The sequence below is a fragment of the Streptomyces melanogenes genome (assembly GCF_014649795.1).
Taxonomy (GTDB): domain Bacteria; phylum Actinomycetota; class Actinomycetes; order Streptomycetales; family Streptomycetaceae; genus Streptomyces; species Streptomyces noboritoensis.
This window is the reverse complement of sequence record NZ_BMTS01000005.1, coordinates 170,991-186,018: the sequence shown is the minus strand read 5'-3', so window position 1 is coordinate 186,018 and position 15,028 is coordinate 170,991. Positions and strand designations below refer to the sequence as shown.

The 15,028-nt window shown below is 71.0% G+C and carries 13 protein-coding genes; 11 read left to right on the top strand and 2 right to left on the bottom strand.

What is annotated here, in order from left to right; genetic code table 11:
* Positions 1 to 119: 119 nt before the first annotated feature.
* From IE252_RS13190 to IE252_RS13175, 4 genes are all read left to right on the top strand, one after another.
* Positions 120 to 686 carry a DUF4365 domain-containing protein gene (locus IE252_RS13190; RefSeq protein ID WP_190089567.1) on the top strand — a complete coding sequence of 189 codons (567 nt, stop codon included), beginning with the start codon at positions 120 to 122 and terminating at the stop codon, positions 684 to 686.
* Complete coding sequence (locus IE252_RS13185) at positions 686 to 1,873, top strand: hypothetical protein (protein ID WP_190089566.1); 1,188 nt, start codon at positions 686 to 688, stop codon at positions 1,871 to 1,873. The genes IE252_RS13190 and IE252_RS13185 overlap by 1 nt, the downstream gene beginning before the upstream one ends.
* A 116-nt stretch (positions 1,874 to 1,989) precedes the next feature.
* Positions 1,990 to 3,966, top strand: a complete 1,977-nt coding sequence (gene thrS, locus IE252_RS13180; protein WP_190089565.1) for a threonine--tRNA ligase — start codon at positions 1,990 to 1,992, stop codon at positions 3,964 to 3,966.
* Positions 3,967 to 4,043: 77 nt separating this feature from the next.
* Complete coding sequence (locus IE252_RS13175) at positions 4,044 to 4,607, top strand: HIT family protein (protein WP_190089564.1); 564 nt, start codon at positions 4,044 to 4,046, stop codon at positions 4,605 to 4,607.
* Positions 4,608 to 4,610: 3 nt separating this feature from the next.
* Here IE252_RS13175 and IE252_RS13170 read toward each other — a convergent pair whose 3' ends face one another.
* Together IE252_RS13170 and IE252_RS13165 are read right to left on the bottom strand one after the other, a co-directional pair.
* Positions 4,611 to 6,266 carry an AbeC-like domain-containing protein gene (locus tag IE252_RS13170; protein WP_190089563.1) on the bottom strand — a complete coding sequence of 552 codons (1,656 nt, stop codon included), beginning with the start codon at positions 6,264 to 6,266 and terminating at the stop codon, positions 4,611 to 4,613.
* A 184-nt stretch (positions 6,267 to 6,450) separates the two neighbouring features.
* Positions 6,451 to 8,649, bottom strand: a complete 2,199-nt coding sequence (locus IE252_RS13165; RefSeq protein WP_190089562.1) for an elongation factor G-like protein EF-G2 — start codon at positions 8,647 to 8,649, stop codon at positions 6,451 to 6,453.
* Between the two features lie 283 nt (positions 8,650 to 8,932).
* On the opposite strand from IE252_RS13165, the gene pgsA reads away from it, so the two are divergent.
* The 7 genes from pgsA to IE252_RS13130 all read left to right on the top strand — a co-directional run bounded on the left by pgsA (position 8,933) and on the right by IE252_RS13130 (position 14,996).
* On the top strand, positions 8,933 to 9,592 hold the full coding sequence (pgsA, locus tag IE252_RS13160; protein ID WP_229848311.1) for a phosphatidylinositol phosphate synthase: 660 nt from the start codon (positions 8,933 to 8,935) through the stop codon (positions 9,590 to 9,592).
* A complete protein-coding gene (locus IE252_RS13155; protein ID WP_190089560.1) occupies positions 9,589 to 10,485 on the top strand; it encodes a phosphatidylinositol mannoside acyltransferase in 897 nt (298 codons plus the stop codon). Before pgsA ends, IE252_RS13155 begins: the two co-directional genes overlap by 4 nt.
* Positions 10,482 to 11,642, top strand: a complete 1,161-nt coding sequence (locus IE252_RS13150; RefSeq protein WP_190089559.1) for a glycosyltransferase family 4 protein — start codon at positions 10,482 to 10,484, stop codon at positions 11,640 to 11,642. Before IE252_RS13155 ends, IE252_RS13150 begins: the two co-directional genes overlap by 4 nt.
* 327 nt (positions 11,643 to 11,969) lie before the next feature.
* Complete coding sequence (locus IE252_RS13145) at positions 11,970 to 12,521, top strand: LemA family protein (protein WP_190089558.1); 552 nt, start codon at positions 11,970 to 11,972, stop codon at positions 12,519 to 12,521.
* A gap of 138 nt (positions 12,522 to 12,659) precedes the next feature.
* Positions 12,660 to 13,574 (top strand): pyridoxal 5'-phosphate synthase lyase subunit PdxS, encoded by a 915-nt coding sequence (gene pdxS, locus IE252_RS13140; protein WP_190089557.1) that lies wholly within the window; start codon positions 12,660 to 12,662, stop codon positions 13,572 to 13,574.
* Positions 13,575 to 13,593: 19 nt separating this feature from the next.
* Positions 13,594 to 14,181, top strand: coding sequence for a pyridoxal 5'-phosphate synthase glutaminase subunit PdxT (pdxT, locus tag IE252_RS13135; protein ID WP_190089556.1), 588 nt, complete (start codon positions 13,594 to 13,596; stop codon positions 14,179 to 14,181).
* Positions 14,182 to 14,243: 62 nt separating this feature from the next.
* Positions 14,244 to 14,996 carry a YebC/PmpR family DNA-binding transcriptional regulator gene (locus tag IE252_RS13130; protein ID WP_101387404.1) on the top strand — a complete coding sequence of 251 codons (753 nt, stop codon included), beginning with the start codon at positions 14,244 to 14,246 and terminating at the stop codon, positions 14,994 to 14,996.
* Positions 14,997 to 15,028 lie beyond the last annotated feature (32 nt).

Below are 15,028 nucleotides of genomic sequence, written 5' to 3'. Positions count from 1 at the left end.
TTGGCAGATGGCGTGCGTCCCCTGCCCGATTCCGTGATACCCGGGCCGTTTGCGGCGTACGCCCTCCGGCAACAACACAGGTGACGGCCCCGCAAGTTGACGGAAGGCGTACGACGGCCATGGCGATCGCGCAGCCGGAGCCGGACGGGCTGATATCCGAGCGGATCGCACCACTGCGCGGCTCACTCGCCACCACCGCCTGCATGGAGACCCTCCAGGTGGGCTACCTCCACGCCGTGGCGGCCGCCGCCGGGTGTTCGCTCTCCCAGCCCTTTCCGGACAACGGAATCGACTGGCACGTGAGCCACAGCGCCCCCGGCCACACCGTCGACGACGAAGTCACGATCAAGGTGCAGCTCAAGTGCACGTACCAGATCCCGCCGCACCCCCCGGGCGGGGCCTTCTCCTTCACCCTCGACAACGACCACCTGGTGAAGCTGGCCCGCACACCCGTCTCGGTGCACAAGATCCTGGTCGTGATGCTCGTGCCCAGAAGCCGGGACGAGTGGCTGCGCGCGGGCCACGACCGGCTCGCGCTGCGGCACTGCTGCTACTGGACCAACCTGGCCGGCCACGCGGTGACCGGGCGGCGCAGGACCACAGTGCGGATACCGACCACGCGGATCTTCGACGATCGCGCGCTCTGCGAGATCATGACCCGGGTCGGGGTGGGAGGGAGGCCCTGATGCGTCTGTCGAGCGGGGAGTTTGGCGGACCGGAGACGGTGGAGCCGGTTCCGGCCCAGGTGGACCCGGCCGTGCTCGGCGTGCTGCTGCACCGGCACGGCTGGCAGCGGCGCGGCAGCGCGGCCGGGCGGTACACACGCTGGACCCCGCCCGGGGGCGCCGCCGCCGGCACCAGCCTGCTGGTGCCCGAGAGTCGCGCGTACCCCGACAGCGAGGACCTCATCGGCGAGGCGCTCACCGCCCTCGCCCGCTCCGCCGCGCCCTCCGCGCGCGAAGTGCTCGTCTCGCTCGCCGTGCCCAGCGACGAGGTCCGCTGGTGGCGCGACACCCCGCCCGCCCCCTCCGGTGCCGCCCCCTGGACCGAGCAGGAACGGCTGCGCGGCGCCGCCCACCGCATGCTCCTCGCGGGCGCGCTCGCCGTCCGCGGCCGGGCCGGCTACTACGGAGCCCGCCACCGCAGACAGGCACTGACCGCCCTGGAAGACGTCCTGGTCGGCCCGGCACCCGGCGGGCGGCTCACCGCGTTCGTCCCCGTGGAGCCCGGCCGCGCGGTGGTCGTCCGGCTCTACGAGGCGCTGTACGCGGTCCGCGAGGCCATCGACTACCGCCGCACCACCGGCGGCATGGAGGCCTTCGACGCGGCCGTCGGCGCGGGCGCCAGCCGCGAGCTCACCGAGGCCCTCATCGCCCTCGTATCGGGCTCGGAAGGCGTCCGGATCGCCCTGGAGTGGGCCCCGGCGGCAGGCGTCCCGGCCGGGTGCGCGCCGCGCCCCGAACCGGTCGAGTTCTCGCCCGGCGACCTGCCCGCGCTCCGAGAAGCGGGCGCGCGCTACCTCGACGACGAGCCCTCGCTGCCCGTCCGGGTCACCGGCGCGGTGGTCCGGCTGCGCCGCTCGGGCCCGCGCGGCCCGGGAACCGTACGGCTGCGGGTCCTGGCGGGCGCGGAGATCCCGTACGTACGGATGCAGCTCGACGAGGAGGCCTACCGGATCGCGGGCCACGCCCACCTCGTCGGCCTGCCGATCCGGGTCGTGGGCCGCCTGGAGAGCCGGGGCGGCTTCCGCAGGCTCGCCGGGGCCACCGGGGTGGTGCCGGTCCAGGTGGACGACGCCGAGCGGGACCGCCTGATGAAGTCGCTCCAGGAGAATCTGGACTTCTTCGAGGAGGCGTGCACGGGGGAGGAGTGAGGGGGCGGGCCGGTCGGCGCGGCACAAACCGTTTCGCGACCGGTCCCACCGGCTCGGTAGGATTCTCCCGCGTACGCGGTTACGAGCGTGCGTACCCCTTCAGTCAGGAGAGACCGGTGTCAGACGTCCGTGTGATCATCCAACGCGATTCCGAGCGGGAAGAGCGCGTGGTGACGACGGGCACTACGGCTGCCGAGCTCTTCACCGGTGAGCGCACCATCGTCGCGGCCCGCGTGGCCGGCGAGCTGAAGGACCTCGCGTACGAGGTGAAGGACGGCGAGGAGGTCGAGCCCGTCGAGATCTCCTCCGAGGACGGCCTCAACATCCTGCGCCACTCCACCGCGCACGTGATGGCCCAGGCCGTCCAAGAGCTCTTCCCCGAGGCCAAGCTGGGCATCGGCCCGCCGGTCCGGGACGGCTTCTACTACGACTTCGACGTCGAGAGGCCCTTCACCCCGGAGGACCTCAAGGCCATCGAGAAGCGGATGCAGGAGATCCAGAAGCGCGGCCAGCGCTTCTCGCGCCGCGTCGTCACCGACGAGGCCGCCCGCGAGGAGCTCGCGAACGAGCCGTACAAGCTGGAGCTCATCGGCATCAAGGGCTCCGCGTCGAGCGACGACGGCGCGGACGTCGAGGTGGGCGGCGGCGAGCTGACCATCTACGACAACCTGGACGCCAAGACGGGCGAGCTGTGCTGGAAGGACCTCTGCCGGGGTCCGCACCTGCCGACCACCCGCAACATCCCGGCGTTCAAGCTGATGCGGAACGCCGCCGCGTACTGGCGGGGCAGCGAGAAGAACCCGATGCTCCAGCGCATCTACGGCACCGCCTGGCCGTCGAAGGACGAGCTGAAGGCGCACCTCGACTTCCTGGCCGAGGCCGAGAAGCGCGACCACCGCAAGCTCGGCGCCGAGCTCGACCTGTTCTCCATCCCGGAGCAGATCGGCTCCGGCCTCGCCGTCTTCCACCCCAAGGGCGGCATCATCCGCCGGGTGATGGAGGACTACTCGCGGCGCCGCCACGAGGAGGAGGGGTACGAGTTCGTCTACACCCCGCACGCCACCAAGGGGAAGCTCTTCGAGACCTCGGGCCACCTGGACTGGTACGCCGACGGCATGTACCCGCCCATGCAGCTCGACGAGGGCGTGGACTACTACCTCAAGCCCATGAACTGCCCGATGCACAACCTGATCTTCGACGCGCGCGGGCGCTCCTACCGTGAGCTGCCGCTGCGCCTGTTCGAGTTCGGCACCGTGTACCGGTACGAGAAGTCGGGCGTCGTGCACGGTCTGACCCGTGCCCGTGGGTTCACGCAGGACGACGCGCACATCTACTGCACCAAGGAGCAGATGGCGGAGGAGCTGGACCGCACCCTCACCTTCGTCCTGAACCTGCTGCGCGACTACGGTCTGACGGACTTCTACCTGGAGCTCTCCACCAAGGACCCGGAGAAGTTCGTCGGCTCGGACGAGATCTGGGAGGAGGCCACCGAGACCCTGCGGCAGGTGGCCGAGAAGCAGGGCCTCCCGCTGGTCCCGGACCCGGGCGGCGCCGCGTTCTACGGCCCGAAGATCTCGGTGCAGTGCAAGGACGCCATCGGCCGCACCTGGCAGATGTCGACCGTGCAGCTGGACTTCAACCTGCCGGAGCGCTTCGACCTGGAGTACACCGGCCCCGACGGCACCAAGCAGCGCCCGGTCATGATCCACCGCGCGCTGTTCGGCTCCATCGAGCGCTTCTTCGCGGTGCTCCTCGAGCACTACGCGGGCGCCATGCCGCCGTGGCTGGCCCCGGTCCAGGCGGTCGGCATCCCGATCGGTGACGCGCACGTCGAGTACCTGCAGGAGTTCGCCGCCGAGGCGAAGAAGAAGGGCCTGCGGGTCGAGGTGGACGCGTCCTCGGACCGGATGCAGAAGAAGATCCGCAACCAGCAGAAGCAGAAGGTCCCGTTCATGATCATCGTCGGTGACGAGGACATGGCCGCGGGGACGGTCTCCTTCCGCTACCGCGACGGGTCGCAGGAGAACGGCATCGCGCGTGACGAGGCGCTGGCCAAGCTGCTCAAGGTCGTGGAGGAGCGGGCGCAGGTCTGACGCCCCTCACGAACGACGCGGCCCCCAGGAAGCCCTGCTCCCCGGGGGCCGCTCCTCGTCCCCGCACGTGAAGTCATATGCTGCACAGCATGACGAGTGAGCCGGAACAGCAGATCGGGGTGGGTGTCCAGGACGCCTTCCAGCGCCTGTGGACGCCCCACCGGATGGCCTACATCCAGGGTGAGAACAAGCCGACCGGCCCGGGTGCGGGCGACGGCTGTCCCTTCTGCTCCATCCCGGCCAAATCCGACGAGGACGGGCTGATCGTGGCCCGCGGTGAGCATGTGTACGCGGTGCTCAACCTCTACCCGTACAACGGCGGCCACCTGATGGTCGTGCCCTACCGGCACGTCGCCGACTACACGGACCTGGACGCCGCCGAGACCGTGGAGCTCGCGGAGCTCACCAAGCAGGCCATGACGGCCCTGCGGACGGCGTCGGGGGCGCACGGCTTCAACATCGGCATGAACCAGGGCACGGTGGCCGGGGCCGGTATCGCCGCCCATCTGCACCAGCACATCGTGCCGCGCTGGGGCGGCGACACCAACTTCATGCCGGTCGTCGGCCACACCAAGATCCTGCCCCAACTCCTGGGCGACACCCGCAAGATGCTCGCGGACACCTGGCCGCCCAGGGGCTGAGGTTCACGCGTCGTACGAGTCCGCCTTCCGCGGTGACGGGTCCTGCACCATGCCGCTGAGCATCATCGAGCGGTTGTTGAAGCGCTCGATGTCCACGCCGTTCTCGTCCAGCACCTTCATCGCGGCGGCGTGGACCACGCGCAGGACGGGCGTGGCCGCGCGCATCGCGTCGTCGGCCATGAAGCGGTGGCGCCAGGGCTTGTCGGCCCAGGCGTGCCGCAGGCCGAACGGCTCGGGCAGCACCAGCTTGCCGCCGAGGTGGTCCAGGAGCGGTGGGTACCAGGTGAGCGGGGCGCGGGCGGCGAGGCGGACGACCTCGCGCGGCTCGACCAGCGGGAGTTGTATCTCCTTCTTCTCCCAGAACTTGAAGGTCTTGTCGACCGACTTGGTCTTGGGGCTGGGCTTGGTGGTGAACAGGGCGTGCACCGGGCCGAGGGCGTGTCCGGTGACCTCGATGCGCAGGGTCTCGTGGAGCACGGTCACGGTGATCATCATGGTGATCACCAGCTGGCCGTCCCAGAGGGTGAACTGCACGCCGAGGTAGTGGCGGTTACCGCTGGAGAACTGCTGCTCGTTGCAGATGCGCTGGACCTCGTGCTGGCGCACCTGGAAGTTGTCGACGTCCTGGCCGGTGGGCCGGGCGACTTCCTTGGCGTTCTCGCCGACGGGGGAGACGACCCAGTTGTTGACGGCGGGCCTGGGGAAGCCGCCGGTGTGCAGGGGGCCGCGTTCGAGCAGCTGGAGGCGGTCCTGGATGGACCTTATGACGTCCCAGCTGCGGAAGCCGTGGATCTCCTTGCCCGGCTCCTTGGGGACGAGTTCCTCGGCGAGCTGCCAGCTGCCCCAGCGGGTGCCCATGCCGAGTATGCCCTTGGGGCCGGCGTAGAAGACGGCGTTGCTGTGCTGCTCGGCGGTGAGCTTGGCGAGGTTCTGGCGCAGTTGCTCGGCGGCCGTCTCGTGCGGGTTCTTCGGTACGGCTTCGGGGATCCTGGCGCCGACTCCGCCGCCGGCGAGGAGGCCGCTCCAGCGGGCGCGCAGGTCCTTGGCGGTGGATTCGCAGATCTGCTTGGCCCAGAACCAGCCGAGGACGGGCATCACCAGCATGGCCCGCAGGTAGATCGCGAGGAAGCCACCGAAGGGCAGTTTGACCAGGGCGATCACGGCGAGCACGGCGAACGCGACGAGCAGCAGGTTGCCCAGTGCCCCGACGCGGCGGTCCTTGGCGCCGGCGAGGGTGCGGCGCAGTTGGAAGAGGCCGAGCCAGAGCAGCAGTCCGGGCAGGAAGAGCACGCCGAAGACGCCGGTGATCACGGTGAGCCTGGCGTCGCGCTCCTTGCGGATGCGGATCGCGGCGAGGCAGTGCTCGACGACGGTCTGCGGTTCGGTGCCGAAGGACTGGATGAGTGCCTTGCGGGTGGCGCCGAGCATGCGGGACTGCACGGCGCGGGAGAAGGCCTCGCCGAGGTTGGGTTCGAAGAGGGAGAGCCGGGGTTTGGTGACCGTCGACTCGTGCCACTCGTTGTTGGCCTTGAGTATGTCGGCGACCGGGCTGTCCCGGTAGGCGGCCGAGGCCAGCGCCTGGGTCGCGGCCGTCTGGCCCGCCGCGCCCTGGAGCGGGACCTGGGCCCCGGGTGAGAAGTCGAATGGTTCGTCCGCCACTGCCGCCCCCATCGCCGCACGCTGTCGCTCTGCGGCCTCTTCCCGACTGCCGTTCCCCGCACACCTGCTGAGCAGGGACACAGCGTATCGGGGTCGGTGCCCGTGGTACACGGCGCATCGGAATGCCGCCCGCCGCAAAGGGGTTGGGCGGGCGGCGTTTCCGGCGATCCGTCAAGTACCGTACCTAAGCTGTCTTTTCCAGCGATTCCCGGATCTTGTCGGCCAGTTGCGGAGGCATCGGTTCGTGCCGGGCGTAGCTGCGGTCGAACCGGCCGGTGCCGTGCGAGACGGAGCGCAGGTCCACCGCGTACCGTCCGATCTCGATCTCGGGCACCTCGGCCCGTACGAGGGTGCGCCCGGGGCCCGCCTGCTCGGTCCCGACGACGCGGCCGCGGCGGCCGGACAGGTCGCTCATGACCGGGCCCACGTAGTCGTCGGGGACCAGCACCTGGAGTTCGGCGACGGGTTCCAGGAGGTGGATGCGGGCGTCGGCGGCGGCCTCCCGCAGGGCGAGGGCCCCGGCGGTCTGGAAGGCGGCGTCCGAGGAGTCCACCGAGTGGGCCTTGCCGTCCAGGAGCGTGATCCGTACGTCGACGAGGGGGTAGCCCGCGGCGACTCCCTTGGCGGCCTGGGCGCGTACGCCCTTCTCGACCGAGGGGATGAACTGGCGCGGCACGGCGCCGCCGACGACCTTGTCGACGAACTCGATGCCGGATCCGGCGGGCAGCGGTTCCACCTCGATCTCGCAGATCGCGTACTGACCGTGGCCGCCGGACTGCTTGACATGGCGGCCGCGTCCGGTGGCGGCGATGCCGAAGGTCTCGCGCAGCGACACCTTGTGCGGGACGACGTCGACCTGCACGCCGTAGCGGCTGCGCAGCCGCTCCAGGGCGACGTCCTTGTGGGCCTCGCCCAGGCACCACAGGACGAGCTGGTGGGTGTGCGGGTTCTGTTCCAGGCGCATGGTCGGGTCCTCGGCGACGAGCCGGGAGAGACCCTGCGAGAGCTTGTCCTCGTCGGCCTTGCTGTGGGCCTGGATGGCCAGGGGGAGCAGCGGGTCGGGCATGGCCCAGGGCGCCATGAGCAGCGGGTCGTCCTTGCCGGAGAGGGTGTCCCCGGTCTCGGCGCGGGTCAGCTTGGCGACGCAGGCGATGTCGCCCGCGATGCAGGAGGCGAGGGTGCGCTGCTGTTTGCCGAAGGGCGAGGAGAGGGCGCCGATGCGTTCGTCGACGTCGTGGTCCTCGTGGCCGCGGTCGGTCATGCCGTGGCCGGAGACGTGCACGGTCTCGTCGGGGTGCAGGGTGCCGGAGAAGACGCGGACCAGACTGACCCGGCCCACGTACGGGTCGGACGAGGTCTTGATCACTTCGGCGACCAGCGGGCCGTCGGGCGCGCAGACGGGGGTGGGGCGCGCGGAGCCCTGCGGGGTCGTCACGTCGGGCGCGGTGCGCTCCAGGGGGGTCGGGAAGCCGCCCGTGACGAGTTCCAGGAGCTCGACGGTGCCGATGCCCTGGCGGGCGCCCTCGGCGGCCGGGGCGGCCGCCAGGACCGGGTGGAAGGTGCCGCGCGCGACCGCCCGCTCCAGGTCGTCGATGAGTGTTTTGACGTCGATCTCCTCGCCGCCGAGGTAGCGGTCCATGAGGGTCTCGTCCTCGCTCTCGGCGATGATCCCCTCGATGAGCCGGTTGCGGGCCTCCTCGACGAGCGGGAGCTGCTCGGGTCCGGGCTCTGCCTCCTTGCGCTCGCCGGAGGCGTAGTCGAAGACGCGCTGCGAGAGGAGCCCGATCAGGCCGGTGACGGGCGCGTGCCCGTCCCGCCCCTCGGGTCCGTGCAGCGGCAGGTAGAGCGGCAGTACGGCGTCGGGGTCGTCGCCGCCGAACGCCTGCGCGCACACCCGGGTCATCTCGGCGAAGTCGGCGCGGGCCGCCTCCAGGTGGGTGACCACGATGGCCCGGGGCATGCCCACGGCCGCGCACTCGTCCCACACCATCCGGGTCGCGCCGTCCACGCCGTCCGAGGCGGAGACGACGAAAAGGGCCGCGTCCGCCGCTCGCAGACCGGCCCTGAGTTCCCCGACGAAGTCGGCGTATCCGGGGGTGTCCAGGATATTGATCTTGCAGCCGGCCCACTCCACGGGGACCAGCGACAGCTGGACCGAGCGCTGCTGCCGGTGTTCGATCTCGTCGTAGTCGGAGACGGTCCCGCCGTCCTCGACCCGGCCCGCGCGGTTGACGGCTCCCGCCGTCAGCGCGAGCGCTTCCACCAATGTCGTCTTCCCGGATCCGCTGTGGCCGACCAGCACCACATTCCGTACGGATGAGGGGTGGTCGGCCGTAGCTGCCCTGCCGGCGGCTCCGGGATGTGCACTCGCCTTGTCGCCCATGCCGTTCCTCCCGTATGGCTTCCGTTTCTTGCACGGTGAGGTGGTGAAAGGGCGCGGCCGCGCGGAATCCTCCCCCGGCCCCCGGCCCGGGAGGTCCCCGGCGGAGGCGGCTTCGCGTGCCCGCGGTCTTTCCAGCGTTCCACTCCGGTCACTGTGCGTCCATACGTCGTACGGGAACGCGGGCGGGGAAGGGTGCGCGGCGGTGGAGGTCCCCGGGCCTGGCTACGATGGGCCAGCCGGTGGCCAGCAGGGCCGCGCGGCCACACCGACCGTCGGGAAGGCCATGCTGAACAAGTACGCGCGTGCATTCTTCACGCGTGTCCTCACGCCGTTCGCCGCGTTTCTGCTCCGCCGGGGGGTGAGCCCGGATGCCGTGACCCTGCTCGGCACGGCCGGAGTGATGGCGGGTGCGCTGGTCTTCTTCCCCCGGGGCGAGTTCTTCTGGGGCACGATCGTCATCACCTCGTTCGTCTTCTCCGACCTGGTCGACGGCAACATGGCCCGCCAGGCCGGGATCTCCAGCCGCTGGGGCGCGTTCCTCGACTCGACGCTCGACCGCGTCGCGGACGGCGCGATCTTCGGCGGCTTCGCCCTCTGGTACGCGGGCGGCGGGGACGACAACGTCCTGTGCGCGGTCGCGATCTTCTGCCTCGCCAGCGGCCAGGTCGTCTCGTACACCAAGGCGCGCGGCGAGTCGATCGGGCTGCCGGTCGCCGTCAACGGCCTGATCGAGCGGGCCGAGCGCCTGGTGATCTCGCTGGTCGCGGCCGGTTTCGCGGGCCTGCACAAGTTCGGCGTGCCGGGCATCCAGGTCCTGCTGCCGATCGCGCTGTGGATCGTGGCCGTGGGCAGTCTGATCACGCTGGTCCAGCGGGTGGTGACGGTGCGCCGCGAGGCCGCGGAGGCCGATGCCGCCGCCGCGACCAGCGAGGCGGCCTCATGAGGGAACGGCTGACGGACACGCTGTACGGACTGGGCTGGGCCACCGTCAAGAAGCTCCCCGAGCCGATGGCCACGGGCCTGGGCCGGCGGATCGCGGACACGGTGTGGAAGCGGCGCGGCAAGAGCGTGCTGCGCCTTGAGTCCAACCTCGCGCGCGTGGTGCCCGACGCCTCTCCGCAGCGCCTGGCCGAGCTGTCCAAGGCCGGAATGCGCTCGTACATGCGGTACTGGATGGAGTCGTTCCGGCTGCCCGCCTGGAGCAAGGACCGGATGAAGACCGGTTTCGAGCCGCAGGACGTGCACTATCTGGTCGACGGCCTCGCCTCCGGCCGGGGCGTGGTGCTCGCGCTGCCGCACATGGGCAACTACGACCTGGCGGGCGCCTGGGTCACCACCAAGCTGGACACCCCGTTCACCACGGTCGCCGAGCGGCTCAAGCCGGAGACGCTGTACGACCGGTTCGTCGCCTACCGCGAGAGCCTGGGCATGGAGGTCCTGCCGCACACCGGCGGCTCGGCCTTCGGCACGCTGGCCCGGCGGCTGCGCGACGGCGGTCTGGTCTGCCTGGTCGCCGACCGCGATCTGTCGGCCTCGGGCGTCGAGGTGAAGTTCTTCGGGGACACCGCGCGGATGCCCGCGGGGCCCGCGCTGCTTGCCCAGCAGACGGGCGCGCTGCTGCTGCCCGTGACGCTCTGGTACGACGAGTCGGCCGTCATGCGGGGTCGGGTGCACCCGCCGATCGAGGTGCCCGAGACGGGCACGCGCGCGGAGAAGACGTCCGTGATGACCCAGGCGCTGGCGGACGCCTTCGCCACCGGAATCGCCGAACACCCGGAGGACTGGCACATGCTGCAGCGACTGTGGCTCGCCGACCTTGAGGAGCGCCGGGCGTGAGGATCGGCATCGTCTGCCCGTACTCCTGGGACGTCCCCGGCGGCGTCCAGTTCCACATCAGGGACCTGGCCGAGCATCTGATCCGGCGCGGCCACGAGGTCTCCGTGCTGGCCCCCGCCGACGACGAGACGCCGCTCCCGCCGTACGTGGTCTCGGCGGGCCGGGCGGTGCCGGTGCCCTACAACGGCTCGGTGGCCCGGCTCAACTTCGGCTTCCTCTCGGCGGCCCGGGTGCGGCGGTGGCTGCACGAGGGCACGTTCGACGTGATCCACATCCACGAGCCCGCCTCGCCGTCGCTGGGCCTGCTGAGCTGCTGGGCGGCGCAGGGCCCGATCGTGGCGACGTTCCACACCTCCAACCCCCGCTCGCGCGCGATGATCGCGGCCTATCCGATCCTCCAGCCCGCCCTGGAGAAGATCAGCGCGCGGATCGCGGTGAGCGAGTACGCGCGGCGCACGCTGGTCGAGCACCTCGGCGGCGACGCGGTGGTGATCCCCAACGGCGTCGACGTCGACTTCTTCGCCAAGGCCGAGCCCCGGCCACAGTGGCAGGGCGACACGCTCGGCTTCATAGGGCGCATCGACGAGCCGCGGAAGGGCCTGCCGGTCCTGATGAAGGCGCTGCCGAAGATCCTGGCCGAACGCCCGCAGACCCGCCTGCTGGTGGCGGGCAGGGGCGACGAGCAGGAAGCCGTGGCGTCCCTGCCCGCGGAGCTGCGCTCCCGGGTGGAGTTCCTGGGCATGGTGAGCGACGAGGACAAGGCGCGCTTCCTGAGCAGCGTCGACGTGTACGTGGCGCCCAACACCGGCGGCGAGAGCTTCGGCATCATCCTGGTCGAGGCGCTGTCGGCCGGGGCGGCGGTCCTGGCGAGCGACCTGGACGCGTTCGCGCAGGTCCTGGACCAGGGTGGTGCGGGCGAGCTCTTCGCCAACGAGGACGCGGACGCGCTGGCGCGCTCCGCCGTCTCCCTCCTGTCGGACCCGGCCCGCCGAGCCGAACTCGGCGCACGCGGCTCCGCCCATGTGCGCCGCTTCGACTGGTCGACGGTCGGGGCGGACATCCTCGCGGTCTACGAGACGGTGACGGACGGGGCGGCGTCGGTGGCCACGGACGAACGGCCTGGGTTCCGGGCGAGGTTCGGTTTGGCGCGGGACTGAGTCCAGGGACTCCGTTCGCCTACGGGCGGGGGCTTCCGGGGCGCGTTTTCGTCTGCGGGTTGTGGCGGGCTGGTCGCGCAGTTCCCCGCGCCCCTAAAAATGCCGCTGCGCGGCAATCCCCCTGGGCGGCCCGGAGGGGCGCTTCCAGGGGCGCGGGGAACTGCGCGACCAGCCCCCACCGGGCCGCAGACGAACGGAGTCCGGGGCGCAGCCCCGAAAGCGGGGTGCAGGGGCCGCAGGCCCCGCAACGGGGTCAGGGGGACATAGCCCCAGGGAGACCGCCGCTTACCTCCGCCTCCCCCGGAGGGCCCGGTAGCCTTGCCGCCCGTGACCGTAACCCTCATCTGGACCGCCATCGCCCTCGTAGCGATCGGCCTCTACCTCAGCTGGACCGCCGGCCGCCTCGACCGCCTGCACGCCCGCATCGACGCCGCCCGCGCCGCCCTCGACGCCCAGCTGCTGCGCCGAGCCTCGGTCACCCAGGAACTGGCCACCTCCGGCGTCCTGGACCCCGCCGCGTCCATCGTGCTGTACGAGGCGGCGCACGCGGCCCGCCAGGCCGAGGAGGAGCACCGGGAGGTCGCCGAGAGCGAGCTCAGCCAGGCGCTGCGGGCCGTCTTCGGCGAGCCCGCCCAGGTGGACGCGGTCCGTGAGGCCCCCGGCGGCGTGGACGCGGCGGAGGAGTTGGCCCAGGCCGTGCGCCGCGTCCCGATGGCCCGCCGCTTCCACAACGACGCCGTCCGCGCCGCCCGCGCCCTGCGCAGGCACCGCAAGGTGCGCTGGTTCCGGCTGGCCGGACACGCCCCGTTCCCCCTCGCCTTCGAGATGGACGACGAGCCCCCGGCCGCGCTGGCGGACCGCCCGGGGTCCCAGCCGTAACGGGGCGGGCGCCCGCGCACACCGCGTCCCGCCTGCCAAAACGATCCACCGCCTGCACATTGGCCCTTGCGGTGGACTGGTCCGCACGGCGACCCTCTGAGGCAGTAGAGAACCCCTTCTTCACTCCAGCGAGGTCCCGTGTCCAGCACCCTGCCCACCAGCGCCCAGAACCCCGAGACCGGCACCGCGCGCGTGAAGCGCGGCATGGCCGAGCAGCTCAAGGGCGGCGTGATCATGGACGTGGTCAACGCCGAGCAGGCGAAGATCGCCGAGGACGCCGGCGCCGTGGCCGTCATGGCCCTGGAGCGGGTGCCCGCCGACATCCGCAAGGACGGCGGCGTGGCGCGCATGTCCGACCCCAACATGATCGAAGAGATCATCGAGGCCGTCTCCATCCCCGTCATGGCCAAGTCCCGCATCGGCCACTTCGTCGAGGCCCAGGTGCTGCAGTCCCTCGGCGTCGACTACATCGACGAGTCCGAGGTCCTCACCCCGGCCGACGAGGTCAACCACTCCGACAAGTGGGCCTTCACGACCCCCTTCGTCTGTGGTGCCACCAACCTGGGCGAGGCCCTGCGCCGCATCGCCGAGGGCGCGGCCATGATCCGCTCCAAGGGCGAGGCCGGCACCGGCAACGTCGTCGAGGCCGTCCGCCACCTGCGCCAGATCAAGAACGAGATCGCCAAGCTGCGCGGCTTCGACAACAACGAGCTGTTCGCCGCCGCCAAGGAGCTGCGCGCCCCGTACGAGCTGGTCAAGGAGGTCGCCGAGCTCGGCAAGCTCCCCGTGGTGCTGTTCTCCGCCGGTGGCGTCGCCACCCCGGCCGACGCCGCGCTGATGCGCCAGCTCGGCGCCGAGGGCGTCTTCGTCGGCTCCGGCATCTTCAAGTCGGGCGACCCGGCCAAGCGCGCCGCCGCCATCGTGAAGGCCACCACCTTCTACGACGACCCGAAGATCATCGCGGACGCGTCCCGCAACCTGGGCGAGGCCATGGTCGGCATCAACTGCGACACCCTCCCCGAGGCCGAGCGCTACGCCAACCGCGGCTGGTAAGGCACAGGTACCGAAGGACATGAGCAGCACACCCGTCATAGGCGTCCTGGCCCTCCAGGGCGACGTACGGGAGCACCTGATCGCCCTGGCCGCGGCGGACGCCGTGGCCAGGCCGGTCCGGCGCCCCGAGGAGCTCGCCGAGGTGGACGGCCTGGTCATCCCCGGCGGCGAGTCCACCACCATCTCCAAGCTCGCGGTCCTCTTCGGGCTGATGGAGCCGCTGCGCGCGCGCGTGGCCGACGGCATGCCCGTCTACGGCACCTGCGCCGGCCTGATCATGCTCGCCGACAAGATCCTCGACCCGCGCTCGGGCCAGGAGACGATCGGCGGCATCGACATGATCGTGCGCCGCAACGCCTTCGGACGGCAGAACGAGTCGTTCGAGGCCACCGTGGAGGTCACCGGAGTCGGCCCCGTCGAGGGCGTCTTCATCCGGGCGCCCTGGGTGGAGTCGGTCGGCGCGCAGACCGAGGTGCTCGCCGAGCACGGCGGCCACATCGTCGCGGTGCGCCAGGGCAACGCGCTGGCGACCTCGTTCCACCCCGAGCTGACCGGCGACCACCGGATGCACGCGCTCTTCGTGGAGATGGTGCGCGACGCCAGGTGACCGGCTCCCGGTAGGATCTCTGCCGAACGACGCAGAATTGGTTACGCGAAGGAGACAGGCAGATGTCCGGCCACTCTAAATGGGCTACGACGAAGCACAAGAAGGCCGTGATCGACGCCAAGCGCGGCAAACTCTTCGCGAAGCTGATCAAGAACATCGAGGTCGCGGCCCGCACCGGCGGCGCGGACATCGACGGCAACCCGACGCTCTTCGACGCCGTGCAGAAGGCCAAGAAGCAGTCGGTGCCCAACAAGAACATCGACTCCGCGCTCAAGCGCGGTGCCGGTCTCGAGGCGGGCGGCGCCGACTACGAGACGATCATGTACGAGGGCTACGGCCCGAACGGTGTCGCGGTGCTCATCGAGTGCCTCACCGACAACCGCAACCGTGCCGCCTCGGACGTCCGCGTCGCCATGACCCGCAACGGCGGCAACATGGCCGACCCGGGCTCGGTCTCGTACCTCTTCAACCGCAAGGGCGTCATCATCCTGCCCAAGGCGGAGCTCACCGAGGACGACGTGCTCGGCGCGGTCCTGGACGCCGGTGCCGAAGAGGTCAACGACAACGGCGACACCTTCGAGATCATCAGCGAGGCCACCGACCTGGTCGCGGTCCGCACCGCGCTCCAGGAGGCGGGCATCGACTACGACTCGGCCGACTCCAGCTTCGTCCCGACCATGCAGGTCGAGCTGGACGAGGAGGGCGCGCGCAAGATCTTCAAGCTGATCGACGCGCTGGAGGACAGCGACGACGTGCAGAACGTCTTCGCCAACTTCGACGTCTCCGACGAGGTCATGGAGAAGGTCGACGCGTAACGCTGCCGCGAACCGCGCAGTTTCGGCGGGCC

What these genes read in the sequence shown, in the direction of transcription:
- IE252_RS13155 (WP_190089560.1), top strand. Translation starts at nt 9,589, where the DNA reads ATGAGGGAACGGCTGACGGACACGCTGTACGGACTGGGCTGGGCCACC.
- IE252_RS13165 (WP_190089562.1), bottom strand. Translation starts at nt 8,649, where the DNA reads ATGGGCGACAAGGCGAGTGCACATCCCGGAGCCGCCGGCAGGGCAGCT.
- IE252_RS13175 (WP_190089564.1), top strand. Translation starts at nt 4,044, where the DNA reads ATGCTGCACAGCATGACGAGTGAGCCGGAACAGCAGATCGGGGTGGGT.
- IE252_RS13190 (WP_190089567.1), top strand. Translation starts at nt 120, where the DNA reads ATGGCGATCGCGCAGCCGGAGCCGGACGGGCTGATATCCGAGCGGATC.
- pdxT (WP_190089556.1), top strand. Translation starts at nt 13,594, where the DNA reads ATGAGCAGCACACCCGTCATAGGCGTCCTGGCCCTCCAGGGCGACGTA.
- IE252_RS13185 (WP_190089566.1), top strand. Translation starts at nt 686, where the DNA reads ATGCGTCTGTCGAGCGGGGAGTTTGGCGGACCGGAGACGGTGGAGCCG.
- pgsA (WP_229848311.1), top strand. Translation starts at nt 8,933, where the DNA reads ATGCTGAACAAGTACGCGCGTGCATTCTTCACGCGTGTCCTCACGCCG.
- IE252_RS13130 (WP_101387404.1), top strand. Translation starts at nt 14,244, where the DNA reads ATGTCCGGCCACTCTAAATGGGCTACGACGAAGCACAAGAAGGCCGTG.